15 protein-coding genes are annotated in these 26,628 nt (G+C 73.5%); 5 read left to right on the forward strand and 10 right to left on the reverse strand.

Going from position 1 to position 26,628, the window contains the following annotated elements:
- Nucleotides 1-6: 6 nt before the first annotated feature.
- From AB0917_RS08675 to AB0917_RS08700, 6 genes are all read right to left on the reverse strand, one after another.
- Nucleotides 7-1,149 (reverse strand): glycosyltransferase, encoded by a 1,143-nt coding sequence (locus AB0917_RS08675; protein WP_366818766.1) that lies wholly within the window; start codon nucleotides 1,147-1,149, stop codon nucleotides 7-9.
- Complete coding sequence (locus tag AB0917_RS08680) at nucleotides 1,146-4,049, reverse strand: CDP-glycerol glycerophosphotransferase family protein (RefSeq protein ID WP_366818767.1); 2,904 nt, start codon at nucleotides 4,047-4,049, stop codon at nucleotides 1,146-1,148. The genes AB0917_RS08675 and AB0917_RS08680 overlap by 4 nt, the downstream gene beginning before the upstream one ends.
- Nucleotides 4,046-7,708: a CDP-glycerol glycerophosphotransferase family protein gene (locus tag AB0917_RS08685; RefSeq protein WP_366818768.1), complete on the reverse strand. Its 3,663-nt coding sequence runs from the start codon at nucleotides 7,706-7,708 to the stop codon at nucleotides 4,046-4,048. The genes AB0917_RS08680 and AB0917_RS08685 overlap by 4 nt, the downstream gene beginning before the upstream one ends.
- 271 nt (nucleotides 7,709-7,979) lie before the next feature.
- On the reverse strand, nucleotides 7,980-8,942 hold the full coding sequence (locus AB0917_RS08690; RefSeq protein WP_366818769.1) for a TylF/MycF/NovP-related O-methyltransferase: 963 nt from the start codon (nucleotides 8,940-8,942) through the stop codon (nucleotides 7,980-7,982).
- 11 nt (nucleotides 8,943-8,953) lie between these two features.
- On the reverse strand, nucleotides 8,954-9,706 hold the full coding sequence (locus tag AB0917_RS08695; protein WP_366818770.1) for a methyltransferase domain-containing protein: 753 nt from the start codon (nucleotides 9,704-9,706) through the stop codon (nucleotides 8,954-8,956).
- Between the two features lie 107 nt (nucleotides 9,707-9,813).
- Nucleotides 9,814-10,971 (reverse strand): CDP-glycerol glycerophosphotransferase family protein, encoded by a 1,158-nt coding sequence (locus AB0917_RS08700; RefSeq protein WP_366818781.1) that lies wholly within the window; start codon nucleotides 10,969-10,971, stop codon nucleotides 9,814-9,816.
- A 290-nt stretch (nucleotides 10,972-11,261) separates the two neighbouring features.
- Between AB0917_RS08700 and AB0917_RS08705 the strand changes: the two genes are divergently transcribed.
- A complete protein-coding gene (locus AB0917_RS08705; protein WP_366818771.1) occupies nucleotides 11,262-14,945 on the forward strand; it encodes a CDP-glycerol glycerophosphotransferase family protein in 3,684 nt (1,227 codons plus the stop codon).
- Between the two features lie 159 nt (nucleotides 14,946-15,104).
- On the forward strand, nucleotides 15,105-16,328 hold the full coding sequence (locus AB0917_RS08710; RefSeq protein WP_366818772.1) for a hypothetical protein: 1,224 nt from the start codon (nucleotides 15,105-15,107) through the stop codon (nucleotides 16,326-16,328).
- A 147-nt stretch (nucleotides 16,329-16,475) separates the two neighbouring features.
- Here AB0917_RS08710 and AB0917_RS08715 read toward each other — a convergent pair whose 3' ends face one another.
- Nucleotides 16,476-17,087 carry a TetR/AcrR family transcriptional regulator gene (locus tag AB0917_RS08715; protein ID WP_366818773.1) on the reverse strand — a complete coding sequence of 204 codons (612 nt, stop codon included), beginning with the start codon at nucleotides 17,085-17,087 and terminating at the stop codon, nucleotides 16,476-16,478.
- Nucleotides 17,088-17,248: 161 nt separating this feature from the next.
- On the opposite strand from AB0917_RS08715, the gene AB0917_RS08720 reads away from it, so the two are divergent.
- Together AB0917_RS08720 and AB0917_RS08725 are read left to right on the forward strand one after the other, a co-directional pair.
- Nucleotides 17,249-18,187 carry an ABC transporter permease gene (locus tag AB0917_RS08720; RefSeq protein ID WP_366818774.1) on the forward strand — a complete coding sequence of 313 codons (939 nt, stop codon included), beginning with the start codon at nucleotides 17,249-17,251 and terminating at the stop codon, nucleotides 18,185-18,187.
- Nucleotides 18,180-18,989 (forward strand): ABC transporter ATP-binding protein, encoded by an 810-nt coding sequence (locus tag AB0917_RS08725; protein ID WP_366818775.1) that lies wholly within the window; start codon nucleotides 18,180-18,182, stop codon nucleotides 18,987-18,989. The genes AB0917_RS08720 and AB0917_RS08725 overlap by 8 nt, the downstream gene beginning before the upstream one ends.
- A gap of 84 nt (nucleotides 18,990-19,073) precedes the next feature.
- Here AB0917_RS08725 and AB0917_RS08730 read toward each other — a convergent pair whose 3' ends face one another.
- From AB0917_RS08730 to AB0917_RS08740, 3 genes are all read right to left on the reverse strand, one after another.
- The gene (locus AB0917_RS08730) at nucleotides 19,074-24,071 is read right to left on the reverse strand and encodes an NAD-glutamate dehydrogenase (protein ID WP_366818776.1); all 4,998 of its coding nucleotides are present in this window, start codon (nucleotides 24,069-24,071) and stop codon (nucleotides 19,074-19,076) included.
- A gap of 472 nt (nucleotides 24,072-24,543) precedes the next feature.
- On the reverse strand, nucleotides 24,544-25,221 hold the full coding sequence (locus tag AB0917_RS08735) for an HAD family hydrolase (protein ID WP_366818777.1): 678 nt from the start codon (nucleotides 25,219-25,221) through the stop codon (nucleotides 24,544-24,546).
- Nucleotides 25,222-25,291: 70 nt separating this feature from the next.
- Nucleotides 25,292-25,798, reverse strand: a complete 507-nt coding sequence (locus AB0917_RS08740) for a hypothetical protein (protein ID WP_366818778.1) — start codon at nucleotides 25,796-25,798, stop codon at nucleotides 25,292-25,294.
- A gap of 276 nt (nucleotides 25,799-26,074) precedes the next feature.
- Here AB0917_RS08740 and AB0917_RS08745 point away from each other — a divergent pair, with 276 nt between their 5' ends.
- Nucleotides 26,075-26,521, forward strand: coding sequence for an Rv3235 family protein (locus tag AB0917_RS08745; protein ID WP_366818779.1), 447 nt, complete (start codon nucleotides 26,075-26,077; stop codon nucleotides 26,519-26,521).
- The last annotated feature ends 107 nt before the right edge of the window (nucleotides 26,522-26,628 follow it).

A 26,628-nucleotide genomic window follows, 5' to 3' on the forward strand; every position in this document is an offset into this window, starting at 1 on the left:
GCCCGCTCACCGCTCCAGGAACGCGAACAGCTCCTCCCAGCGCCGCCCCACCTCCGGCTCGGAGAACCGCTGGGCGCCCGACCGTGCCCGCGCGCCCAGCGCGTCGCGCAGCCGGGGGTTGCCGGTCAGCCGGAGCAGCCGGTCGGCGAGGGCGGCGGTGTCCCCGGCGGGGGCGAGGAGCCCGTCCTCGCCGTCCCGGACGATCTCGCGGACCCCGGGCGCGCAGTCGAAGGCGGCGCACGGCACCCCGCTGGCCATCGCCTCCAGCAGCGCGAGCGGGAAGCCCTCGCCCCGGGAGGACTGGACGAAGACGGAGGCGTCGGCGAGGGCCGCCTCCACGTCGTCCGTACGGCCCATCCACTCCACGGACCCGTCGAGCCCGAGGCCGGTGCACCGCGCCTTCAGCGCTTCCTCGTCCTCGCCCGTCCCGTACACGCGCAGCCGCCAGTCGGGGCGCTGCGGGGCGACCAGGGCCCAGGTGTCCAGGAGCAGGTCGATGCCCTTCTGGTCGGTGAGGCGGCCGATGCTCGCCACGGTCCTCCCGGTGCGCGGGGAGGGGACGTCGGGCAGGCGGGCGAGGGCGTTGGGGAGGAAGCCGACGTTGTCGAAGCCGTCGCCCGCCCACCGGTCGGCGTCCTCCTCGGTGAGGACGAGCCAGTGGTCGATGTCCCTGTAGTGGTTCTTGATCCAGCGGTAGCGGTGGCTCGCGCGGGAGTAGTCGTAGGACTCGTGGCTCATCCCGATGACCCGCAGCCCGGTGGTGTCGGCCTCCCCCACCCACTCCATCGCCCAGACCTGGGTGACGATGACAACGGCGCCGGGCCGGGCGGTGGCGAAGAGCTCCGAGAGGTGGGCCAGGACCCGCCGCTTCTCCGCGACCCGGGCCGCCTCCCGCCGCCGGCTCGGGATGCGGAAGCGGTCCCGCACGCCCTGGGGTGCCCAGGGCGTCGGCGGGTGGGCCGGGTAGAGCGCGGTGACGGGGTGGCCGGGGTGCGCGGGCAGGGCCATCTTCCGGTCGGAGGCGTGGATGCCGATGGTGTGGACGCGGTGGCCCAGCTCGGTGAAGAGGCGGGCGCTCTGGTGCGTCCAGGCGGTGACACCGCCGAGTTCGTCGGTGCTGTTGGAGACGATGAAGATGTCACGGCTCATCGGCCGGCCCCCTGGTGGTGTCGGTCGGCGGTCGGGCGGGCGCCCCGGGCGGAGAACACCTCGGCGACGACCCGGCGGGCCGCGTCTCCCCGGTCGTAGGCGCCGAACTCCGCTGCGAACGCGGCCCGTCGGGAGGCGTGCCGCAGGTCGGACTTCTTCAGCTCGGCCAGTTCGGCGAAGAGCTCCTCCTGTGTCGCGGTCAGCGGGCCCGGCGCCTTCTCCCGCAGGTCGAAGTAGCTGCCGCGCTCGGCGGCGTACGCGTCGAGGTCGGGGGCGTACAGGACGACGGGCCGGTCCAGCAGCGCGAAGTCGAACATGATCGAGGAGTAGTCGGTGACCAGCACGTCCGTCAGGGCGAGGATCTCGCTGACGTCGTGGTGGCGCGAGACGTCGATCACCGTGCCGGGCGGGCAGAGCGGCAGCCGGGCGGCCTCCAGGTAGTGCGCCCGGACGAGGAGGGTGTACGTGTCCCCGAACCGCTCGGCGAACTCCCGTACGTCCAGGAGCAGTCGGCGCCTTGCCTGCTTCCCGCCCGCCGGGCCGCCCCGGAACGTCGGCGCGTACAGGACCACCTTCCTGTGGTCCTCCAGCCCCAGCTCCCGGGCCAGCGGCGGGCGCGGCAGCCGCCCCTCGCTCTCGCTCCGGGCGCGCTCCGCGATCAGGGCGTCGTTGCGCGGATAGCCGGTGCGCAGCAGCCGGTCCTCGGGCAGCCGGTAGGCGCGGGCGAGGGTGGCCACGTCGCGTTCGGAGCGGACGAGGAAGTGGTCGAAGCGGTGGACGGCCTGCTGGAGCCGTTCGCGCTGGGGGGCGGCCAGGAGCTGCACGCGGGTCTCGTCGAAGCCCATGCGTTTGTACGCCGAGCCGTGCCAGGTCTGGAGGTAGGTGGTGCGGGCGGGCTTGCGCAGGTGCTGGGGGAAGCCCTGGTTGTCGACCCAGTGCTCGGCGCGGGCCAGCGCCCACAGGTACCGCCAGGACCAGCGGCGTACGAGGCGGGCGTCGTCCGGGAAGCCGGCCGGGGAGGTGTCGTAGGACCAGGTGGCGTGGAGCTTCAGCCCCTGGCGCCGGATCTCCTCGTGCAGGGCGCGCGGGCTGTCGCCGTAGCAGCGGCCCATGTGGCTCTCGAAGACGACGGAGCCCCGGCGCGCGGGGAGCCGGATGAGCCAGGTGTTGTAGACGCTCACCTTGAAGCCCCGGGAGCGGTAGCGGTCCAGCTGCCCGCGTACGGCGCGGACCAGGAGCTTCGCCTTGCGGGCGGGGCGGAAGCGGGTGGCGTACCGCACCAGGCTCCGGGTGGTCCGGGCCGGGCGGCGACGGGCGGTGAGGCGGAGGGCCAGGTGGTCCTTGAGGGTGATGTAGGGCTCCCAGGCGTCCCCGGCCAGCCGCCCGAGCCGGGGGCGGGCGGCGAACCGGACCGCCCCGTCCACCAGGTCCTGCGGGCCGAAGAGATCGCTGACGGACCGCACCCCGCCGGATTCCACGGTCAGCCGCGCGTCCCAGGCGGTGTCGCGGAGGCCGATGGGGCGCAGGAGGCGGGTGACGTCGGCGCGCGCCCCCCACGTGATCCCGTTCCCCTCGCGCCGTACCTCCTCCACCGGGAACGCGACGGCGCGCGCCCCGCCCCGGGCCCGGAACTCCAGGGTGGCGGTGAAGGGGGCGTCGGGGGCGGTGTGCGGGGGCAGCACGAGGCGGCCCTCCAGCACCAGCCGACCGTGCTCGGCGGTGCAGCGGGTGAGCCGGTTCATCAGCCGGGCCCCGCCGAACCGGCGGTACTGGTGGCCGAGTTCGGTGACGTCGACGCGGCAGCGGTCGTCCCACTCCACCCGCCCGTCCGCCCCGGCGACCACCGGGGCGCAGAGGGTCGCGGGCCGGCTCAGCGCGTACGCCGCCGTCAGGACGCCCTCCGCGTCGCCCCGGGCCAGCAGGGTGGCCGCGACCCGCTCCAGCGGCGGCAGCCCCTGCGGTACGGGGCCGGTCAGGACGCGGGCGGCCGTGGCGGCGACCCGGGCGCGGCGGGCGGCGGGGAGCCGGGGGAAGGAGCGGGCCAGCGGCACCAGGTGGTCGCGTACGAAGGCCCGCTCCCGCTCCTCGCGCAGCTCGGGCAGTCCCCGGGCGTCCAGGTCTGCCGCGACCCGGCGGTGGGCCTCCACCAGGGCGGCGAGGTCGCGGGCCCGGTCGGGTACGGCCCGGCCGGTCACGATGAGCCGCCGGACCAGGGCGATCCGCCCGACGGCCGCAGCGGCGAGGGGGCCGAAGAGGATCTCGCCGTGGGCCGACTCCTCCTCGTACCGCAGCCCGTGGCGCGAGACGGCCTCCCGGCGCAGACAGAACCCGGTCACCAGGGCGTCCCGGACGACGAGTTGGGGCGCCTCGGCGAACCGGGTGACGGTACGGGAGCGGGCGTACAGCTCGTCCTGCCAGGGCGGCTCCTGCTCCTTGCCGCCCTCGCCCACGGTCCGGCTCCACCGCCCGGCGACCAGGTCGGCGCGGCTGCGTTCGCCCGCCTGCCAGAGGTTGCGGCAGGCGTGGCGGTGGAGGCGCTCGCCGGGGGTGAGCACCAGGACGTACCGGCCCGTGGCCACGTCCAGGCCTACGTTGCGCAGGGCTCCGGTGGTGCGGGCGGCCGGGTCGGCGTGGATCAGGCGGATCCGGTCGGGGGCGGCGTCGGCCAGGGCGCGGGCGGTGGAGCGGGTGGGCGCGTCGGCGCCGGGGGCCAGGACGACGAGGGCCTCGCTGCCGCGCAACGACTGGCCGAGGACGGACTCCACGGAGGCGCGCAGGGCCTCGGGGCCGCCCGAGCCCTCACCACCGTCCCCGTTCCTCGCGTCGTCCTTGCTCTTCCCACTCTTCCCGCTCTTCCCGCTCTTTTCGCCGCTGGTGATCACACAGGTGAAGTCGTTCATGCCTGGTTCCCCTCGGGCCCGGAGCCGTCCTGCTGGGGGGCCGGGTCGTCCTGTTCCAGCCCCGCGCCGTCCTTGAGCATCCGGTCGGCGACCTGCACGGCCGCGCTCCCGTCGTCGAGATCGCAGAACGCCTCCCGGAACCACTCGTACGCCTCCCGGTGCCCGGCGACGGCGGCCTCGGGGTCGCGCAGTGCGTCCACGAGCTCCGGGGAGCCGGGGATCAGGGGCCCGGGGGCCCGGTGCTCGAAGTCGAAGCAGAAGCCGCGCAGGGTGTCCCGGTAGTGCGCCAGGTCGTGGGTGTGGAAGAGCATCGGGCGGCCGGTCTGCGCGAAGTCGAACATGACCGAGGAGTAGTCGGTGACCAGGACATCGCTGATCAGCAGCAGTTCGGCGATGTCCGGGTGGCGTGAGACGTCCCGCACGAAGTCGGTGTCGGGGACGCTGCCGCCGACGAGGTAGTGGTGGCGCACCAGGAGTACGTGGTCGTCGCCGAGGGCCTCGCGGGCCCGGTCCAGGTCGAGTTGGAGGCCGGGGTCGTACCGCCCGCCCTGCCGGGGCCGGTCCTCGCGCCAGGTAGGTGCGTACAGGACGACGCGCCGCCCCTCGGGGATCGCGAGCCGCTCCCGTACGGCGGTGGCGACCTTCGCCCGGTCGGGCGCGTACAGCAGGTCGTTGCGCGGGTAGCCGCACTCCAGCACCTCGCCCGAGTAGCCGAAGGCGCGGCGCAGGACGGGGGTGGAGAAGCTGTTCGGGGAGACGAGCACGCTCCACTGGGCGGACCGGTGCTCCATGGAGGCCATATAGGCGGCGTCCGCGTGCGGGGTGCCCGCGAGGTCGCGGCCGATGCGCTTGAGCGGGGTGCCGTGCCAGGTCTGGACGACGTACTGGCCCTCGGCCCGCTCGAACCACTGCGGCAGGTGGGTGTTGGTGACGATCCAGCGGCTGCGGGCGAGCGCCTCGTACCACTCGGCGCTGTGCAGGGCGATGGCGCGCACGCCCTCCGGCACCGCCGCCTGCTGGTCGCGGACCACCCACAGGTGCTCGATGTCCGGTCGGCGGGCGGCCAGTTCGCGGTGGACGGCTCGGGGCGAGTCGGAGAACTGGCGGCCGTCGAAGCTGGAGTAGAGGGCGGCCGGGCGCAGTTGGCCCCGGGTGGTGGCGCGGAGTCCGGCGTACCGCTCGCGCTGCGTCCGCTGCCCGTACGGGCCCTGCTCGGTGACCGGCAGGGCGCTGCCCGACTCCAGGACGAGCCGGTCGTGGTGGCGGCGCTGAAGGGTGAACGGCCGTCCCTTCAGCTCCTGTTGGAGGGGGAGGCGGGCGTGGAGCGGGGGTGCCAGGCGCAGCGGCCGGTACGCGTCGGGGTCGCGCTCGCCCGGCTCGCGGAGGAAGAGGTACCAGCGCCCCTCGGCGAGCGGCAGCGGTCCGCCCGGACCGTCGACGGCGGCGGGGCGGACGACACCACGGAATTGGCCGCCCTCGCCCAACTCCGCTCGGGCGACCGCCTCTTCGTGGTGGCCGCTGTGGCGCAGCACCAGCTCGCCGATGGTGCCGGACGGCTCCGGGAAGGCCCCGTCGAGGACCAGCTCCCCGTCCTCGGACCAGGCCACGGAGGCGACGACGGGCTGCACGGCCCGGTCGGTGAGGACGAGGTCGCCGGACGGGTTCGGGGCCGCGTACAGCTCACGGCCGCCGGGGAGCGGATAGCGTCCGCCCTTGGCGTCGGTACGGGCGGCGACCGTCAACCGGCTCTTGCCGCCGACCAGTTGTACGCCCCAGAGGTCGTCGGCCCCCCGGAAGGCGCTGAGCGGGATGTCGGCGGCCCGGGACCCCATCGAGCCGCGCAGGGCGAACTCCTGGGTCTCCTTGGTGCGCCACTCGGTCAACCGCAGCACGACCGGCCCGTCGTCGTCGAGCACCTTCACTTCGAGGCGCAGGGAGCCGTCGACGGCCGACTGTCCGGTGAGGACGGCGGCGACACGTTCGGTGCGCAGCTCCAGCTTGTTGCCGGAGAGGACGGGCACGACGCGGGTCCGCTCGTCGGTGTACAGGGCGGCGGGCGGGGCCGGGGTGCCGGTCAGCCGCATCGGCCCCCGGCGGACGCGGCCTGCGCCGAACAGGACGGACTCCAGCTTCCAGGTCGTACGCCCGGCCCCGGCCCCGGCGGCGAGGGTGCGCGGGTCGACGACGGCCTCGAACCCGGCGCGGGCGTACCGGTGCAGGGAGTGCCCGGAGCGGGCGGTGGCCTCGTCGCCGCCTGCCGGGCGCGGGCGCAGGCGCAGCGGGACGAGCCGCTTCCCGGACCGCAGCCAGCCGAGGCGCGGGGGGCCGCCCGGGGCGTTGCGTACGTAGGCGTACCCGGTCAGCCGCAACCGGCCGTCGCGCCACACGGCCTCGGTGAGGTGGGCGTGGACGGGCAGGTCGACGGGGGTGAGGGCGGTGACGGCGGACGGCAGCGGGTCGCGGACGGCGGGGTGGTGGGCGCGGGGACGCAGGAGCCCGCGTACGTGGAAGGCGTCCCGGCCGTACCGCTCGCCGCTCCCGCCCTTACCGTCGCTCGCGCCGCTCCCACCCCGACTGCCACTCCCGCCGTTCTCGCCGCTCCCACCCCGACTGCCACTCCCGCCGTTCCCGCCGTTCCCGCCGTTCCCGCCGGACCCACCCCTACCGCCGTTCCCGCCCTTCTCGTCCGCGAGCAGGGCGAGGAGTTCGGCGAGCCGGCGCTCCCGGATGAGCTGCCACTTGACCCGCAGGTCCAGGGGCAGGCCGGCCAGGACGGCGGGTTCGACGGTGGCGGCGAAGGCCCCCGCGTGGTCGAGGAAGGCTTCGTGGAACTCCTCGTCGCCGTCCGGCAGGGCCTCGATGAACAGCCACAGGTCGCCGGAGAGCGCGTGCGCGTCGTAGCGGCGCCTGGCCTCGGCCAGGCCGGGGCGGCCGGCGAGGAAGCCGCTGACGGCGGTGACGGCGGTGACCCGGTCGCGGATGCCCCGGGGAACGGCCCGGCGGGTGGTGATCGAGCCGTCCCGGTCGCGCCAGTGGTAGACGGGCTCCTCGACGACGTCGACCGAGCGGGCCAGGAAGTGGGCGGGCAGGACGACGGCGATGTCCTCGTACAGCACGCCCGTCGGGAAGGCGAAGGCGTGCTCGTCCCAGAAGGTGCGGCGGAACACCTTGTTGCAGGCGATGCGGTCGCCCAGCAGGACCCAGTCCCGGGTGACGTGGGTGGCCGGGCGGGCCTTCTCCATCGGCTTGCGGAACATCGGGGACTGTTCGAGCGTCCCGTTCGGCCGCAGCCGCAGGACGTTGCCGGTCGCGAAGTCGGAGCCGGAGCGGTCGAGTTCGGCGAGCATGCGCTCGTACGCGCCGGGGGGCACGACGTCGTCGCTGTCGACGAAGGTGAGGAACTCCGCAGCGGAGTGCGCCTCGCGCACCCCGGCGTTGCGGGCCGCTCCCAGCCCGGCGTTCTCCTGGCGGATCAGCCGGAAACGGGGGTCCTGGTCGGCGAACTCCTGGGCCAGCGCGGGTCCTTCGTCCGTGGAGCCGTCGTCGACGAGGACGACCTCCAGGTCCGCCATGGTCTGTTCGGCGAGCGAGGTCAAGCAGGCACCGAGGTACTCCTCGACGTTGTAGAGGGGGACGACGACGGTGAGACGGGGTGCCATCGCAGCGCACGATCCTTCCGGGCGGACGACATCGGGGGATGCCCCTCAAGGGGGGCGGGGGGTGAGGCATGAGGGAGACGCGGGGCCGTGAGGGGCCATGGAGTACAACCCGCGCCACGGGGCCCGGTCACCCGAGGGGAGCCGTTCGGGTGACGGGGAGGGCGGACTCACGCACCGGGGGGCGCGCCCGTGACGCGGTCGAGCCCCGTACCGGAAAGGGCACGGGGCTCGGGCTCGCTGCTGCCGTGGGGGCTCCGCTTCGGGCTGTGTGTCAGGGTTTGACGGCGATCCGGCCCTCGTCCATGCGCAGCAGCAGCAACCGCTCCCCCGTCTTGTCGAGGAACTCGTCGACGGCCTGGCGGGACCCCTGCCAGTAGCCGTAGTCGTCGATCAGCAGCACACCGCCGCTGACCAGCCGGGAGTAGAGGTGCTCCAGCTCGTGCTTGGTGGAGGCGTACCAGTCGGTGTCCAGGCGCAGGATCGCGATCTGCTCGGGCGCCTGCCCGGGAACCGTGTCCTCGACCCGGCCCCGCACGTAGTGGACGCGCTCCTTCGGGTACGGGACCTGTTCGAACCCCGCCTGGACGTCCTCCAGCGAGGCGACCGCCCAGATCGGCCGGTCCTTGCCCTGCGCGTCCAGCAGCTCCTGCGCCGGGCGGCCGTCGCGCCGCAGGTCCTCGGCGGTGGGCGGGGTCATGCCCTCGTACGTGTCGAAGAGGTACAGCTCGCGCTCGGTCTCCCCGAGCGAGAGCAGGGTCTTGGCGCACGCCTGCATGGAGCCGCCGCGCCAGACGCCGCACTCGACGACGGAGCCGGGGATGTCGTGCCGGGCGATGTACCGGGTGGCGAGGATGAAGGCGTTGAGCCGCTCCGGCGAGGTCATCGAGTACGGCTTGACCGCCCGGATGATCTCCCTGGCCTCGTCGTCGTAGTCCTCCGGGAAGGCGAGGGCGGGCTTCTTCGTCGGGGGCTTCGCGGAGGGCTTCGGCTCGGTGGACTTCGGCTCGGTGGGCTTCGGCTCGGTGGCCGTCGCGGGGGCGGGAGTGGGGGTAGAAGCGGGGGTGGGGGCCGGGGCGGAGACCGAGGCCGGAGCTGCGGGGGGTTCGGCCGGGGCCGTGCGGGCGGCGGGCACCGTCACGCGCCTGAGCTGGTATCCGGTGAGCTGCTGAAGGACGCCGTTGACGGCGTTGCGCCAAGCCATGCCCCGGGACAGTACGCGCGGTTTGTGGCGCATGTCACTTTTCGTCAACCTGTCATTGATCGGGACGGATTCTGTTCGAGCGAAGGCGCCTGCGCGGGCACGGCCTCCGGGCGCCCGCACTGCCCGCGGCCGTCGAGCGGCGGGGGCAGCGGGACGGAGTCGACGCCGCCGGTCCGGTTGGCCCACCACACCGCCACCTCCCGTACGGCGAACATCGTCAGCCGGGGATAGCGCTGCGGCTTGCGGAAGACGCCGACCGAGTCGCCCCAGTAGGCGGCCTTCCCGTCGATGGCCCGGTAGTCGTGCCAGATGCCCTTGCTCGGCGGGAAGTCGGTGTAGGCCTCGCGGAGTTCGAGCCGGGAGTGGGCGGCCAGGGCGCGGAACCCGTCCGGGTAGTAGCGCCAGCAGTCCTGGGCGTCGTGGACATGGCCGCGCGAGGGCGCGGTGATGAAGGCGTGGCCGCCCGGCTTCAGGACCCGGGCGATCTCCAGCATGGTGGCCCAGAAGAACGGGATGTGCTCGAACGCCTGCCCGGAGAGCACGACATCGACGCTGTTGGAGCGGGCGGGGATGCGGTACGGCTTCCTCATCACCGCGTCCACGTTGGGCCCGTCCTGCACGTCGACGCCGAAGTAGTCGACGGAGTGCCCGGCGAGGAGCGCCCGGTGGGTGCGGGTCTGCTTGCCGGAGATACGGGAACCGAGGTCGACGACCCGGCAGGTGCCGGGCGTGGGTCCTTCGGCAGGCAGATACTCCCGGATGCAGAGTTCCATCTGCTCGTAGGCGGACCGGTGCATGGACGTCTCCCAACCTGGCGGTGTGCGCGAGCTGTCGGAATCAACGACCGGGCGGGGCAGAGGGAGCGCGCGGAGGCGTGGGGGCTGAGCCATTCGGGGGGCGGACGTCAGTGCGGGGTGCCGAAGAACCGCCGTACGACCCGTTCCGCCGCGCGCCCGTCGTCGTACGGGCAGAACCGCTCCCGGAACGCGGTGCGCAGCGCGGCCGACGCGGGCGAGCGCCACTCCCCCGTACGGAACGCCTCTGCCAGCTCCTCAAAGGTGGTGGTGACGGTGCCGGGGGTGTCGCCCGGCCGGCCGGAGAGCAGGTCGAAGTACGTGCCGCGCGCGGTGCGGTAGGTGTCCCAGTCGGGGGCGTGGACGACGATCGGGCGGTCCAGGCAGGCGTAGTCGAACGTCAGCGACGAGTAGTCGGTGACCAACGCGTCGGCGGCCAGGCAGAGTTCCTCGACCCGGGGGTGCGCGGTGACGTCCAGGACCCGGCCGGTCGGCGCCCCGGTACCGGAGCCGGCTCCGGCGGACCGCCCGTAGAAGTAGTGGGCGCGCACCAGAACCACGTAGTCCGGGCCGAGTTCGCGGGCCAGGCGCTCGGGGTCGAGATCGGGGACGAAGCCCTCGCGGTAGTCACGGTAGTCGCGGTGGGTCGGGGCGTAGAGCAGGACCGTCCGGTCCTCCCGGATGCCCAACTCGGCGCGGATCTTCGCGATCTCCTCGGCGGTGGCGGTGAAGTAGACGTCGTTACGGGGGTAGCCGAGGTTCAGGTGTTCGTAGGGCGAACTCGGTGGAGCCGGGTAGACGCGGCCCCAGACCTCGGTGCTGTGCGGGTTGGCGGAGAGGCTGAAGTCCCACTGGCCCACATGGGCGAGGAGCTTGGCGAAGTCCGTCCTCCCCGCCAGGGCGGGATAGGCGCGCTGGTCCAGGCCCATCGTCTTGAGCGGGGTGCCGTGGTGGGTCTGGAGGTAGCGCTGGCCGGGGCGCTTGGTGAAGCCGCCGGGGAAGCTGGAGTTGTTGACCAGGTAGGTGGCGGTGGCCATCGCCCGCCAGTAGGGCCGCGAGCCCTCGATGACGTACGGCACACCGGGCGGCACCCGGTCGCGGTGCCGGGAGGAGACGACCCACACGCCCTTGATGTGCGGGGCGAGTTCGCGCGCCTTGGCGTGGATAGCGGCGGGGTTGCAGGCGACGCCCCGGTTCCAGTAGGCGCCGTAGAGGGCGAGGTCGGGGTCGAGCGGGCGGTGGCGGTCGGTGCGGTAGGCGGCCCGCATGACCTGCCGGCGGACGAACCGCTTCGCGGCGCCTGCGGGGACGAACCGCTTCGCGGCAGCCGCAGAGACGGCGGGGCTGTCGGGCACGGTGGTCCCCGTGGGCGCGGTGGTCCCCGCAGACACGGCGGGTACGGCGGGTACGGCGGACACGGCGGACACGGCGGACACGGTGGGCGCACGGCGGGGCATGGCAGCCGAGAGTAGTCGCGGGGCCGCCCGCCCGGCTGTCCGCGTTCACCCGTTCGGGGCAGCGGCGGTGACCCCGGGACCTGGCCCCTGTTGACCAGGACATGAAGCCACTCCTCAGCGTCGTCGTCCCGGTCCACAACGTCGAGGACTACCTCGAGGACTGCCTGCGCTCGGTGGCGGAACAGAGCCTCTACGCGATCGAGGTGGTGCTCGTCGACGACGGCTCGACGGACTCCAGCGGGCGGATCGCCGCCGGATTCGCCGCCCGGGACAGCCGGTTCCGGCTGGTACGGCAGGAGAACGCCGGACTGAGCGCGGCCCGCAACACCGGCGTCCGGCACACCACCCCCACCGTCCCCTACCTGGCGTTCGCGGACAGCGACGACTTCGTCGTCCACGACGCGTACGAGCGGATGGTGGCCTCGCTGGAGTCGACCGGTTCCGACCTGGTGACCGGCAACGTGTGGCGGCTGACCGGGCAGGGGCGGCACCAGGCGTGGCAGTACCGCTGGCTGACCGCCACGCGTCCGCGCACCCACATCACCCGGGACCCGCGCCTGCTCGCCGACCGGGTGGCGTGGAACAAGGTGTTCCGCCGCTCCTTCTGGGACGGGCACGCCTTCGCGTTCCCCGAGGGGAAGCTGTACGAGGACACCCCGGTGATGATCCCGGCGCACTATCTCGCCGGGTCCGTCGACGTCCTGCACGAGCATGTCTACCACTGGCGGGTGCGGGAGGGCTCGATCACCCGGCGGCGTACGGACGTGACCGGCGTACGGGACCGGATCGCCGCGTGCGAGCAGGTCAGCGCGTTCCTGGGCGAGCGGCGGGACGCGGCGCAGCGGCGGGCGTACGACGCGTCGTGCCTGCGCGACGACTTCGGGTACTTCCTGGACGGGCTGCCGATGGGCGGCGATGCGTACCGGGCGGCGTTCCTGGAGGGTGCCGGGGCGTTCGTCGACCGGGCGGGGGACGGGGCGCTGGAGGGGCTGCCGGTGGAGCTGCGCATCAAGTGGCGGCTGGTGCGGGAGCGGCGGATGGACGAGCTGCTGGCCGTCCTCGCCTTCGAACGGGCCAACGGGGCGGGCACGTTCGCGGTGGAGGGGCTACCGGGGCGGCGGCGTGCGGTGTACCCCGGCGTGCGCGGCGCGAGCGCCCGGCTCGCGCGCACCGACGTACCGGCGGTCGCACGGCTCGTGGAGGCGCGGTGGGGCGCGGACGGGAAGCTCCGGCTGCGCGGGTACGCCTACCTGCGCAACCTTCCGGCCGGGTCGCGGCGGTCGCAGCTCAGGGTGGGGATGGTCCGGGCGGAGGGCGGAAGCCGTCGGGTGCGGACGGTTCCGGTACGGGCGGCCTCCACGCCCGAGGCGACGGTGAACTCCGTGCAGGAGCTGCATGGTTACGACCACGCGGGCTTCGAGATGGTCCTCGACCCGGACCGGCTGCCCACTGCGGGTGACGACGGTTCCGGTGGCGGTGCCGGTGGCAGGGGTGGGGGCGGTGGGTGGCTGGTCGGGCTGGTCGTCGCGGCGCGCGGGACGGTCCGGCGGGTGGCGGTGCGCGCGCCGGACGCGGGCGCGGACCAGCCGCTCGTGCACGACCTGGACGACGGCCGGCGGGCGGTGCTCGACTACCGGGGCGGGCGGCTGCGGCTGAAGGTGTGGCGGCCGGCGGCCCTGGTGGAGGGCAGTGGAGGTATGGAGGGGAGCGGAGGTACGGAGGAGGGCCTGCTGGAGCTGACGGGCCGGTTCTTCGAGGGCCCTGTGCCCACGGCCGTCCTGCTCACGCGCGACGGGGCCGAGGAGCGCTCGTTCCCGGTGGAGTGCCCGGCGGCGGAGGGGCTCGGGGCGGGTGCGGAGCGCGGGAGGGCGTTCACGGTACGGGTCCCGCTCGACGGCCTCGACGACGTGCCGGCCGCCCCGCACCGGGCCCCCCGCGAGGTCGAGCAGGAGACCGGCGCACGCTGGCGGGCCCGTCTGCTGCTCGCCGACGGGACCCGTATCCCGCTGCCCGCCGCCCCCGGCCTGGCCCCGCCCGCGTGTGCGGACGCGGCGGGGAACCTGGTGGTGGACCTGGGCGGGCCGCCGGTCGTGGACGGGGTGAAGCGGTCGGAGGACGGATCGCTGCGGATCTCGGGGACGTACGCCCCGGCGCCCTCGGCGGCGAGCACCTCCACCGGCGCACGCCTCGTCCTGCGCCACGAGACCCTGCACGAGACGGTCCCGGTCACGGAGATCACCACCGAGGGGCCGGGGGGCTTCGACGAGGCTGAGAGGCTTGAAGGGCCCGGGGGGCTTGAAGGGCCCGGGGGGCTTGAAGGGCCCGGGGGGCTTGAGCGGGCCGAGGGACGTGAGGGGCCGGGGAGCCGTGAAAGGCCCGAGGATCCCCAGGCCCGCCCCGCCCACCGCTTCTCCGCACGGATCGCCCCGCCGCTCCCCGAAGGCCGCTGGAGCCTCCACCTCGACGGCCGCCCCGTGCGCGTCCTCGCCTCCCTCGCCGCGCGCCTCCCCTGCGGCGACCCGGCCCTCGCCCTGGAGCGGCGGAACGGCGACCGGCTGACCGTCCTGGCGGGACCGGCGCTCCCGGTCGCCGAGCGGAGCGCGTACAGCAGACGGCTCCTGCGCGCCGCGCACCACGGCGCGCGGCGCACCACAACCGCCACGCTCACGCCCCCGCTCATGAACACCGTCCTCTACGCGGGCGGCGACTCCCCGCGCGCCGTGCACGCCGAGCTCGTGCGCCGGGGCACGGAGACCGAGCACCTGTGGGTCACCGGTGCCACCCCCGGCCGCACGACCCACGTCCCGCCCGGTGCGCGGGCCGTCCCCGTGCACAGCGCCGCCTGGTACGAGGCGCTGGCCCGCTCCCGCCGCATCGTCACGGACGAGCAGCTGCCCGCCTGGTTCGAGCGGCGCCCCGGGCAGAGCGTCGTCCAGACCTGGCACGGCAGCCCGCTCGGCCGCTTCGGCACCGGCCTGACGGACACCCTCTACGCCGACCACCACCATCTCGCCACCCTGGCGCACCGATCGGCCCAGTGGTCGGTGCTGGTCTCCCCCAGCCGCTTCGCCACCCCGCTGCTGCGCAGCTCACTGGCGTACGGGGGCGAGGTCCTGGAAGCCGGATCGCCCGCCAACGACGTGCTCTTCCCGCCGGACCGGGACAAGGCGGCCGACGAGGTCCGGCGCACGCTCGGCCTCCCGGAGGGCCACCGCGTCGTCCTGTACGCGCCGACCTACCGCGACCACCTGGCCCACCCCCCGTCCGCCTCCCGCGACTCCCCCGACCGCACGGCCCCCGGCCCGTACCGCTGGGACCCCGCGCTCGACCCGCACGCCCTCGCCCGCTCGCTGGGCCCCGGCCACACGGTGCTGGTGCGCCGGCACCCCCGGGTCACCGGCGGCGTCCCGGAAGGGCCCGGCGTACTCGACGTCTCGGGCCACCCGGGCGCGGCCGGGCTGCTCCTGATCGCGGACGTCCTGGTCACCGACTACGCGGGGCTGGTGTTCGACTTCGCGCTGACGGGCCGCCCGATGCTCTTCCACACGTACGACCTGGAGCACTACCGCGACACCGTGCGCGGCTTCTGCCTGGACTTCGAGACCCGGGCACCCGGTCCGCTGCTGGTCACGACGGACGAGGTGGCACAGGCGCTGCACGGCGTCGGCACGCTGGCCGCCCGGCACGCCGACGCGTACGAGAGCTTCCGCCGCGACTACTGCGACCTGGACGACGGCGGGGCGGCGGGGCGGGTGGCGGACCGGCTGCTGGCGGACGTCCCGTAGAGCCCCCACCTGCCCCGGGAGGCAGCCCGCCGCTTCCGCCCCCGGGAGACCTTCCACCGACCAGTCCACCCCGTTCGTCCCTCGGGAGACAGCCCGCCCCACGTCCCCCGGAAGAGTGGCGGCCGGGACGGAACGGCCCGCGCACGGAACCCATGACGTGTGTCCCTCTCCTCTCCCACACCCGCCGCGCCCGACGCTCCTCCCCCGCCTCCCGCTCCCACGGCGACCGATGACGACGAGCGCGTCGTAGCGCCACGGTGGCTGCCCTCGCCCTACGTCCTGCTGGGCGGTCTGCTGTGGGCGGTGCTGTCGGCGGCGGCCTGGCGGGTGCCGATGTGCTGCGAGGCCGGGCTCAACGCGGCCGTCGTCGAACGGCTGCGGAGCAGCCTGCTGCACCCGGCGTTCCCGATGACGGACCTGCCCGCCGTGGCCAGCGCGCACTACTCCCCGTACGCCCTCCTCCAGGGCCTGACCGCCCGGGTCAGCGGGCTCTCCGGGCAGTCCGTGCTCGCGTTCTGCGCCGCCGTGAACCTGGCGCTGCTGCTGACCGGGGTCGGCCGGCTGACCCGGCTGCTGACCCCGAACCGCTGGGTGCCGGTCCTCGCGCTGGTCCCGCTCGCCCTGATCCACTGGGCGGACCCGGGGCGGTGGAGTGCGCCGAGCACGTTCGCCGTCGCCGTCACCCTCCACCTGTGGGCGTGGACCGGTCACGCGGTCACCCGGCTCCCCCGACCCGGCTCCGGGCGACCACCGGGGAAGGCGCCCCGGTGGGCGGAGGCTGCGGGGATCGGCGCCCTGCTCGGGCTCGTCGTGCTGGTCCATCCCCCGACCGCGCTGGGTGCGGCGCTGGGCGTGGTCGCGCTGATCGCGGTGGTGCAGCGGACCCGGATCCGGCCGACCGTACGGCGGTGGGCGCTGGCCGGGCTGTGCGCGGTGGCCGTGGCGGCGTCGTGGCCGTACTACAACGGGCTCACCGCCCGGCCGGCCCCGTTGTCCGCCGGGGCCGCGAGCCACCCGGAGACCGGCGGGGCCCCGGTGACCGGGGAGCCGTACACCTGGGCCACCGCGCACGTACCGCCCGGCGAGGTGGTGCTGACGGACAGCCGCCCGGCGATGTACGCCCTGGCCGGGCACGGGTCGTACGTCCTCGCGGACGGGCTGCCGGACGCGGGGCTCCCGGAGGCGGAGCGGCGCGCGCGGAGCCGGGCGGTCGCCGCCTACCTGGACGCGTCGACCGGGCAGGAGGAACGGGACCGGATCGCCGAGCGGTACGGGGTGCGGTGGGTGCTGCTGACCCGGTTCCAGAAGCTGCCGCAGGACGCGACGGTGCTGGCGTACAGCCCACGTACGGGCGAGGTGCTGGCGCGCGTACCGGAGCGGTGAGGCTGCTCGGCCTCAGCGTTTACGGGACGCACCGCAGCGGCTACGGGACGCACCTCAGCGCCCGTCGCGCAGCGCGGGCGCAGTCGCCTCCCGGCCGCCTCCGCCGACCGGCGCGGCCACGACCGGCTCGGCCCCCGCACAACCGCCTCAGCCCCCGTTGCGCAGCGCGGCGACCGCCGAGGCGGCCAGGTCGTCGAGGTACCCGTTGGGCAGCTCGCCCCGGACCACGACCAGGCGCCAGTACAGCGGCCCCACGATCAGGTCGAGCGCCCGGTCCGGATCGCTCCCCTCCGGCAGCTCGCCCCGCGCCACCGCCTCCCGCACCACCACGGCGGCCACGCCCTGCTGCTGGTCGAGGAGGGCGGCCTTGATCGCCTCGGAGATCTCCGGGTTGCGGGCCGCCTCCACCAGCAGGTCCGGGATGACCTGCGAGGCGACCGGGTGGCGCAGGGCGTAGGCGGCGAGTTCGAGGACGGCGCGCACGTCCCCGTGGAGCGAACCGGTGGCCGGCGCGGGCATCCCCTGCGCGGCGACGGCCGCGACCAGGTCGAGGACGAGGGCGAGCTTGGACTTCCAGCGGCGGTAGACGGCGGTCTTGCCGACCCCGGCGCGCCGCGCGATGCCCTCGATGGACATCCGGGCGAACCCCACCGCGGCCAGTTCCTCGAAGACGGCCGCGCGGATGGCGTCGGTGACGTCCTCGCGCAGGACGGCGGCGCCCGCGGGGGCGCGGCGGCGGGTTCCCCGTTCGGTGGTCATGGCCCGAATGATAGTGCGCCACGACGGGACGGTTGCGTTGCGACGTACAAGCGTCCTACTCTCAGCGTTACGACGATACGGTCCCGTCCCAACGAGGGCGTCCCTACGGGACCGTACCGTCCGCTTCCCCCTGCCCCCGCTTCCGTCGAAAGCGATCGTTCGTGGTGAGCCAGACAGCAGCCCCGCCGGCCCCGGTCAGCCCCTCCGCCCCGGCCGTCCCCTCCTACGCCCCCGGTGAGCTGGCCGCCCTCGCCGCCCGGCACGGCCTGAAGGTCAGCGGCGCCCGGCCCTCGCTCCCCGCCTACATCCGGCAGCTCTGGTGGCGGCGGCACTTCATCTCCGCGTTCGCGACGGCCAAGCTGACGGCCCAGTACAGCCAGGCGAAGCTCGGCCAGGTCTGGCAGATCATGACGCCGCTGCTGAACGCGGCGGTCTACTACTTCATCTTCGGCGTCCTGCTGGACACCAAGCGCGGGGTGGAGGACTTCGTTCCGTTCCTCGTCACCGGGGTCTTCATCTGGACCTTCACCAGCAGCTCGATCACCGCGGGCACGCGCGCCATCAGCGGCAACATCGGGCTGGTGCGGGCCCTGCACTTCCCGCGCGCCTCGCTGCCGGTGGCGCTGGCGCTCCAGCAATTGCAGCAGCTGCTGTTCTCGCTGGGGGCGCTGACCCTGATCCTGCTGGTGTTCGGCCAGTACCCGCGGCCGTCCTGGCTGCTGGCGATCCCGGCGCTCGCGCTCCAGGCGCTCTTCAACACCGGGGTGTCGATGGCCGTGGCCCGGCTGACGGCGAAGACCCCCGACATCGCCCAGCTGATGCCGTTCGTCCTGCGCACCTGGATGTACTCGTCCGGCGTGATGTGGAGCCTGGACCACCTCCTCCAGGGGGAGCGGGTGCCGCACGCAGTCATGGTGGCGCTGGAGTACAACCCGGCGGCGCTCTACATCAACCTCATGCGCTACGCCCTCATCGACAGCTACGGCGCGGCGCAGCTGCCGCCGCAGGCGTGGGCGGCCGCGGCCGGCTGGGCGCTGCTGTGCGGTGCGGCGGGCTTCGTGTACTTCTGGAAGGCCGAGGAGACCTACGGACGTGGCTGACCTCAAGGACTCCCCCGGCAACCACCCTGTGCCGGCCGGCCACCGCGTCCCGACCGTCGTCGTCGACGACGTCCACGTCACGTACACGGTCAACGGCGCCCGCACCAGCAGGGGCAGCGCGACCTCGGCGCTCAGCCGGCTCACCACGCGCCGCCGTACCCCCGGCGCACGCCAGGTGCACGCCGTGAAGGGCGTCAGCTTCGCCGCGTACAAGGGCGAGGCGATCGGCCTGCTCGGCTCCAACGGCTCCGGCAAGTCGACCCTGCTCAAGGCCGTGGCGGGCCTGCTCCCGCCGAGCCAGGGCCGTATCCACACCCAGGGACAGCCATCACTGCTCGGGGTGAACGCGGCCCTGATGGGCGCCCTGACCGGCGAGCGCAACGTGGTGCTGGGCGGACTCGCGATGGGCATGACGCGCGAGCAGGTCCGCGAACGCTACGACGACATCGTCGACTTCTCCGGCATCAACGAGAAGGGCGACTTCATCTCACTGCCGATGCGCACGTACTCCTCCGGCATGGGCGCCCGGCTCCGGTTCTCCATCGCGGCCGCCAGGAGCCACGACGTCCTCCTGATCGACGAGGCGCTGTCCACGGGCGACGCGACGTTCCAGCGCCGCAGCAAGGAGCGCATCCAGGAGCTCCGCACCGAGGCGGGCACGGTCTTCCTGGTCAGCCACAGCAACAGGTCCATCACCGAGACCTGCGACCGGGCGCTGTGGCTGGAGGCGGGCACGCTGCGGATGGACGGCCCGGCGAAGGAAGTGGTGGCGGCGTACGAGGCGTTCACGAAGCGCAGGTAGCCCGCCCGCCGCTCGATGACGGACCCACGCCGAGGGGGCCGGCGCCCACCACGGGCGCCGGCCCCCTCAGACGTACACGAACCCCTACGCGTGCGTACGCAGCAGCGTCCGCATCGTCCGCATCGCCACCGACAGATTCGCCAGGTCGAAGGTCTCCGACCCCTGGATCTCCTCCAGCGTGGCGCGCGACCGGGTCAGGATCGCCGCGTTCTTCTCCTCCCACGCCCGGAACCGCTCCTCCGGCGTGGACGTCTCCGTGCCCACGCTCAGCACGTCCGACGTGAGCGCCGCGTGGGCCGCGTACAGGTCCTCGCGGATGGAGGCGCGGGCCATGGACTGCCAGCGGTCGCCCCGCGGCAGCTCGATGATCCGGTCCATCAGCTGGGTGATCCGCAGCCGGTCCCCGAGGTCGTAGTACACCTCGGCGACCTCCAGCGGGTCCTTGCCCGTGCGGTCCGCGATGGCGACGATGTCCAGCGCCGGGAAGGCGGAGGAGAACCCGGCGACCCGGACCGCCAGCTCGCCCGGGACACCGGCCGAGGTCAGCTCGTCCAGGATCGAGTGGTGCCAGTCCAGGTCGGCGCCCTTGAGCAGCTTGGGCAGCTCGTTCCAGACCTGCTCGACCCCGTCCCGGAACCCCTCGATGGTCTCCGCGATGGCGACGGGCTGCGGCCGGTTGCCCAGCAGCCAGCGCGAACCGCGCTCGACCAGGCGCCGCGAGTGCAGCCGGATCCGGGTCTGGACATCGGCCGCGACCTTGTTGTCGAGCGCCTCGACCGCGTCCCACACCGAGGAGAGGCCGAAGATCTCGCGGGCCGTGAACTGGGCCCGCACGATCTCCTCGATCGACGCCCCGGTCTCCTCGCGCAGCCGGTGCAGGAAGGTCGAACCGGCGGTGTTCACCGTGTCGTTGACCAGCACCGTCGTGATGATCTCGCGGCGCAGCGCGTGTCCGTCGATCGCTTCGGGGAACCGCTCGCGCAGCTGGCTCGGGAAGTAGGCGTGCACGAGCTTCTGGAGGTGCGGGTCGTCGGGGAGGACGGTGGAGATGAGCTCGTCCGCCGACGTGATCTTGGTGTAGGCGATCAGCACCGCCAGCTCGGGCTGGCTGAGCCCCTTGCCGTTGCTGAGCAGTTCCCGGATGTGCCGGTCGGCGGGCAGGAACTCCAGCGCCCGGTCGAGCGCGCCGTCGCGCTCCAGCCGCCGCATGAAGCGCTGCTGGGCGTGGAGCAGGGAGGGCGCCTGGGCGCTGGCGTTGGAGAGGGCGACGTTCTGCGCGTAGTTGTTGCGCAGGACGAGCGCGCCGACCTCCTCGGTCATGTCGGCGAGCAGCTTGTTGCGCTGCTTGACGGTCATGTCGCCGTCCCGGACCAGCCCGTTGAGCAGGATCTTGATGTTCACCTCGTGGTCGGAGGTGTCCACACCGGCGCTGTTGTCGATCGCGTCGGTGTCGATCCGGCCGCCGTTGCGGGCGAACTCGATACGGCCGAGCTGGGTGGCGCCGAGGTTGCCGCCCTCGCCGACGACCTTGGCCCGCAGGTCCTCGCCGTTGACGCGGATCGCGTCGTTGGCCTTGTCGCCGACGTCGGCGTTCGACTCGGAGACGGCCTTGATGTACGTGCCGATGCCGCCGTTCCACACCAGGTCGACGGGGGCCTTGAGGATGGCCTGCATCAGCTCGGCGGGCGTCATCTTGCTCACCGAGGCGTCGATGCCGAGCGCCTCGCGGATGTGGTTGTTCAGCGGGATCGACTTGGCGCTGCGCGGGTGGACGCCGCCGCCCGCCGAGAGCAGCTGCTTGTCGTAGTCGGCCCAGGAGCTGCGGGGCAGCTCGAAGAGGCGGCGGCGCTCGGCGTACGAGGTGGCCGCGTCCGGGGCCGGGTCGATGAAGATGTGCCGGTGGTCGAAGGCGGCGACCAGGCGGATGTGCTCGGAGAGCAGCATCCCGTTGCCGAACACGTCACCGGACATGTCCCCGACGCCGACGACGGTGAAGTCCTGGGTCTGGGTGTCGTGGCCCAGCTCCCGGAAGTGCCGCTTGACGGACTCCCACGCGCCACGGGCGGTGATGCCCATGCCCTTGTGGTCGTAGCCGGCCGAACCGCCGGAGGCGAACGCGTCGCCGAGCCAGAAGCCGTACGCGACGGCGACCTCGTTGGCGATGTCGGAGAAGCTCGCGGTGCCCTTGTCGGCGGCGACGACGAGGTAGGTGTCGTCCTCGTCGTGGCGGACGACGTCGGCGGGCGGCACGACCTCGCCGACCACCATGTTGTCGGTGATGTCGAGCAGCGCCGAGATGAACGTGCGGTAGGCGGAGATGCCCTCGGCGAGCCAGGCGTCCCGGTCCACGGACGGGTCCGGGAGCTGCTTGGCGACGAAGCCGCCCTTGGCGCCGACGGGCACGATGACGGTGTTCTTCACCATCTGCGCCTTGACCAGGCCGAGCACCTCCGTACGGAAGTCCTCGCGCCGGTCCGACCAGCGCAGACCGCCGCGGGCGACCTTGCCGAAGCGCAGGTGGACGCCCTCCACGCGCGGCGAGTAGACCCAGATCTCGTACGCCGGGCGGGGGGCGGGCAGGTCCGGGATGGCCTGCGGGTCGAACTTCATCGAGACGTACGCGTGCGGGGTGCCGTCGCCCGCCGACTGGAAGAAGTTGGTCCGCAGGGTCGCCTTGATGACGGTGAGGAAGGACCGCAGGATCCGGTCCTCGTCGAGCGAGGCGACCTGGTCCAGGGCCCCGTCCAGCTCCTCCAGCAGCCCGTCGGTGAGCTCCGTGCCCGCGCGCTGGCGCTCGGGCGACATCCGGGCCTCGAAGAGCGAGACGAGCAGCCGGGTAGTGTGGACGTTGTTGCGGAGGGTGGACTCCATGTAGTCCTGGCTGAAGGTCGAACCGGCCTGGCGCAGGTACTTCGCGTAGGCGCGCAGCACCACGGCCTGGCGCCAGTTCAGCCCGGCGCCGAGGACCAGCGCGTTGAAGCCGTCGTTCTCCGCCTCGCCCTTCCAGACGGCGGCGAACGCCTCCTGGAAACGGGCGCGGGCGTCGTCGGCGAGATGGCCGGTGTGGCCGTCGGCCTGCGGCATCCGCAGCCCGAAGTCGTAGATCCAGGCGTGCGTACGGTCCGCGCAGCGCAGCTCGTACGGACGCTCGTCGACGACCTCGACGCCGAGCTGCTGGAGGGCCGGGAGGACGGCGGAGAGGGAGACCTGCTCGCCGGTCCGGTAGATCTTGAAGCGGCGCTCGCCGGGGCCCGCGTCGACCGGCTCGTACAGGCTGAGGGCGAAGTCCTTCTCCCCCTTCTTGAGGGTCTCCAGGTGGACCAGGTCGGCCACGGCGGCGCGCGGCGAGTGGTCGGCCTTGTAGCCCTCGGGGAAGGAGTGGCCGTAGTTGCGCTGGAGTTCGGCGGCGCGCTCCTCGCCCAGCTCGGCGTTGAGCGCCTCCCCGAAGCCGTCGGCCCAGGAGCGGGCGGCCTCGACGAGGCGGGCCTCGATGCGGTCGGCGTCGGCGTCGGTGAGGTGCGGCAGCCGGCTGCCCGGCGGGACCCGGATGACGAAGTGCAGCCGGGAGAGGATCGATTCGGTGTTCCAGGCGGTGAAGTCGACGTTGGTACCGCCGAGCTCCTCCTTCAGGATGTCGATCAGCCGCAGGCGCACGCCGGTGGTGTAGCGGTCGCGCGGGAGGTAGACGATCGCGGAGTAGTAGCGCCCGTACTCGTCCTGGCGCAGGTAGAGCCGCAGCCGGCGGCGCTCCTGGAGGTAGAGGACGGAGGTGACGATGGAGCGGAGCTGGTCGACGGGGGTCTGGAACAGCTCGTCGCGCGGGTAGGTCTCCAGGATCTGGAGCAGGTCGCGGCCGTCGTGGCTGTTGTACGAGAAGCCCGCGCCCTCCACCACCTCGGCGACCTTGCGGCGGATGACGGGCACCCGGCGCACGGACTCGGTGTACGCGGCGGAGGAGAAGAGCCCGAGGAAGCGGCGCTCGCCGACGACGTTGCCCTTGGCGTCGAACTTCTTCACGCCGACGTAGTCGAGGTAGCTGGGGCGGTGCACGGTGGCCCGGCTGTTGGCCTTCGTCAGGACGAGGAGCTTGTGCTCCCGGGCCTTGGCGCGGGCGTCGGCGGGCAGCCGGTCGAAGGACGGGCTGACCGGGTGGTCCTCGTCCTCGCTGTGCTTCGGGTCGGAGCGCAGGATGCCGAGCCCGGTGCCGGGTACGGCGGCGAGCGCGTCGCTGTCCTTGAGCTCGTACTCGCGGTAGCCGAGGAAGGTGAAGTGGTCGGCGGCCAGCCAGCGCAGCAGCTCGCGGGCCTCCTCGACCTCCTCGTCGGCCAGGTCGTCCAGCGGCTCGCCCGGCAGGTCGTCGGCGATCCGCAGGGCGGCGTCGCGCATCTTCCCCCAGTCCTCGACGGTCTCCCGTACGTCGGACAGGACGCGCCGCAGGTCGGCGGTGATCTGCTGGAGGTCGGCGCGGTCGGTCTCGCGGTCGATCTCGACGTGGATCCAGGACTCGACGAGCGCGTCGTGCTCCAGCTCGGCCTTGGCGTCCTTGCGGCCCTTGGAGGTCTTCGGGATGCCGGGGCCTCCGGAGAGGACCTCGATGAGCTTGCCGGTGACATCGCGGCGGACGGTGACCTGCGGGTGGATCACGACGTGGATGCCGCGCCCCTGCCGGGACAGCTCGTTGGTGACGGAGTCCACCAGGAACGGCATGTCGTCGGTGACGACCTCGACGACGGAGTGGCTGCAGGTCCAGCCGTTCTCCTCGACGGTCGGGGTGTGCACGCGGACGTTGGCCGTGCCCTGCGGGCGGTTCTCGGCCAGCCGGAGGTGCGAGGCGGCGGCGCCGTAGACATCGACCGGGTCCCGGCCGGCGAGGTCCTCGGGAGCCGTATGCAGGTAGTAGCGCTGAAGGTAGGCGAGCACCGCGTCCTGACCCCGACGGGCGTCCGCGTCGGCCCCGGCGGCGGTGACCCGCACCCGGGGAGTACCGTCCGGGCCACCCACACCACCGCCTGGGCTGTGGTCAGCTACCTGGGCAGCTCGTGCGAGCAGCTCGGCCTTGGCTTCGTCCAGCTTGGTCTGCATGTCCTCTGGCTCCTGTCGCGCGCCGTTGCGTGACGTAGGTGAGAAAAGCGACGTACCGCCACGACGCCGGGTTTCCGGTCCGGGTCGACGCTATGCCGCTTCGAGAGTTACCCGGGACCACTTGGGCCGTTCGTGACGTCCGGTCCGGGGTCGGGAGATCGCGGATCGCCCGGATGCGGTGGCACTCCGGGCGGTAGCCGGGGGCTTCGCTGCCCCCGAGGCGTATCGCGCTGATCACGGCACCAGGCTATCGCCCCTTCACCCCGCTCCGTCATGAGCCGCTTGTGTACAAAAGAACACATGGAACTTAGACACTTCGGACAGTGCGGCTACGGCACCCGCGGGGAGAGCCCGACTCAGCCCTCCCCGCCGACCCGGCCCTCCTCCAGGCGCGCCCCGGGAACTCCATCGCCCCGGCCTTCTCCGAGGCGGGCCCCGGGGGCTCCATCGCCCCCTGTGGTTCCCGGCCGCGTCATCCCGAGAACGTCTCCGCCAGCGCCACGGCCTCCCCCAGGCTGTCCACCACCGGCACCCCCGCGGCCAGCAGACTGCTCCGGCTGTGCGACCCCCCGGTGTAGAGCACGGCCCGCGCCCCCACGTGCGCCGCGGCCACCGCGTCGTCCACCGCGTCCCCGATGACCACCGAGTTCTCCGGGGATATCCCGCCCACGGCCGCGAGCGCCTCGAAGTGCCGCTCCATGTGGAGCGCCTTGCTCCCGCCCGAGGGGCCCGTCCGCCCGTCGACGCGGACGAAGTGCGGCTCGATCCCGTACCCGCGCACCACCGGCACGAGGTGCTCGTGCCCGTACATGCTCAGCAGCGACTGGCTGTGCCCGGCCAGCTTCCACCGCGCCAGCAGGTCCTCCGCCCCGGCGGTGAGCCCGCAGGCGACCCGGCGCTCCGCGTAGTACCGGTGGAAGATGCCGTCCATGCGCTCCCACTCGGCCTCCGTGGGCAGCCGGCCCAGGAGCCGCTCGTAGAAGCGGGGTATGGGCACGCAGTACATCTCCCGGTACTGCTCCAGCGTGAGCGGCGCCAGCTCGACCTCGGCGAACGCGGCGTTCGTCGCGTGGATGACGGCGTGGATGTCGTCGAGCAGCGTGCCGTTCCAGTCCCAGACCAGGTGCGTGCGTGTCTTCCCGGGTGTCATAGGGAGAAGTTACCTGCCGGGTCCGACAACGCAGAAGCGCCGGCCGTCGGGCCGCCCCTGACCTGGGCCTCTAGCCGATGAGCTGCGGGATCTCCTGGACGCCGAACCAGAGCAGCTCGTGGTCCTCCGCGCCGTCCACCGTGAACTGGGCGTCCTCGTCCCCGAGGTCGGCCGCCCCCAGGGCCGCCGCGGCGGCCGCCACGTCCTTCCCGGCCTCGTCGGCGTCCACGTGCACCGCGGCCGCCTTGGCCAGCGGCAGGGCGGTGGCGACGCGCACCTCGCCGAGCGAGGCCGCGCTCAGCCCGTGGTCGGGGTCGGCGGTCGCGGCGCCGTCCGGCACGTCGAGGGCGACGACGACCCGCCGCCGGGCCTCGTCCGGGTCCCCGGCGATCAGGCGGAGCGAGGCGGCGGCGGCCCGGTTGAGCGCCGCGTACTCCAGCTCCTCGATGTCGTCGGAGACGTACCACTCGCGCAGCCCGGGGGTCACCGCGTACGCCGTCAGCGGCCCCGGGCCGAGCTCGCCGGCCGCGTGTGCCGCTGCGAGACCGGAGAGGGTCAGGGGGACGTACACGCGCATGGCAGGCCGCTTTCGTAGTCGGAAGACGCCTTCAGGATACGTGGGGACCGCCCCCTTTCGGGTTTCGGCGACGGGGGCTCCCGTCCACGCCGGGCGCCCCGTCACCCCCGCGCCGGCCCTTGCGGCACAAGGCCCGCGCCCCGGACAGGTGAATCCTGCCGAGCCCCTGACCGGGCACGGGAGCCCCTTGCGGTGTTGCCGGCCGTCCCCGTAGAAGATCCCCAGCACAAGTTACCGCCCGGTATTCACCGGGCCCGGTTCACGGGGGCGATGGACATGAGCATGAACAGCACGAGGCCCGGCGGCCGACGCGACCAGCGCCGGCCCGAGGCCGTACCTCCCCAGCGGTCCCGGCGGCTCCGGCCGCACCGCCCGCCGCGGCCCCACCAGTGGTTCGCCGAACGGCTGCTCGCGGTCCTCAGCGGCCAGCGCCCGGTCCACTGGATGCTCGGCCACACCATCGGCGACGCCTACGACCAGCTTGCCGAACTGGCCCCCAGCACCCCGCTCGGGGCCACCCGGGGCAGCCGCCCGGTCCTGCGCCACTGCCACGGCGCCCAGCCCGCCACCGGGGTGGTCGAGGCGTTCGCCAGCATCACGGCGGGCGACCGGGTCCGCGCCATGGCCTTCCGCCTGGAGCAGGGCCCCGACCAGCGCTGGCGCTGCGCGGCCGTGGAACTGGGCGGCGAACGCCTCGTCCCCGCCCGCCCGGCCCCGCGGTGACCCTCAGGACGCGGCCGGGGTCCAGGCGCACTTCGTTATGCACCTTGGCCTGTGCCATGCTGGAACCGTCATCGGTGCTCATGGTTTGCCCGACAATGGCCTTGGAC

The organism is Streptomyces sp. NPDC007346 (assembly GCF_040703535.1).
Classification (GTDB): Bacteria; Actinomycetota; Actinomycetes; order Streptomycetales; family Streptomycetaceae; genus Streptomyces.

Coding starts and splice junctions, on each gene's coding strand:
- AB0917_RS08685 (WP_366818768.1), bottom strand. CDS start 7,708: ATGGCACCCCGTCTCACCGTCGTCGTCCCCCTCTACAACGTCGAGGAG.
- AB0917_RS08715 (WP_366818773.1), bottom strand. CDS start 17,087: ATGACCACCGAACGGGGAACCCGCCGCCGCGCCCCCGCGGGCGCCGCC.
- AB0917_RS08735 (WP_366818777.1), bottom strand. CDS start 25,221: ATGACACCCGGGAAGACACGCACGCACCTGGTCTGGGACTGGAACGGC.
- AB0917_RS08740 (WP_366818778.1), bottom strand. CDS start 25,798: ATGCGCGTGTACGTCCCCCTGACCCTCTCCGGTCTCGCAGCGGCACAC.
- AB0917_RS08705 (WP_366818771.1), top strand. CDS start 11,262: ATGAAGCCACTCCTCAGCGTCGTCGTCCCGGTCCACAACGTCGAGGAC.
- AB0917_RS08730 (WP_366818776.1), bottom strand. CDS start 24,071: ATGCAGACCAAGCTGGACGAAGCCAAGGCCGAGCTGCTCGCACGAGCT.
- AB0917_RS08695 (WP_366818770.1), bottom strand. CDS start 9,706: ATGCACCGGTCCGCCTACGAGCAGATGGAACTCTGCATCCGGGAGTAT.
- AB0917_RS08680 (WP_366818767.1), bottom strand. CDS start 4,049: ATGAACGACTTCACCTGTGTGATCACCAGCGGCGAAAAGAGCGGGAAG.
- AB0917_RS08700 (WP_366818781.1), bottom strand. CDS start 10,971: ATGCGGGCCGCCTACCGCACCGACCGCCACCGCCCGCTCGACCCCGAC.
- AB0917_RS08745 (WP_366818779.1), top strand. CDS start 26,075: ATGAGCATGAACAGCACGAGGCCCGGCGGCCGACGCGACCAGCGCCGG.
- AB0917_RS08690 (WP_366818769.1), bottom strand. CDS start 8,942: ATGCGCCACAAACCGCGCGTACTGTCCCGGGGCATGGCTTGGCGCAAC.
- AB0917_RS08675 (WP_366818766.1), bottom strand. CDS start 1,149: ATGAGCCGTGACATCTTCATCGTCTCCAACAGCACCGACGAACTCGGC.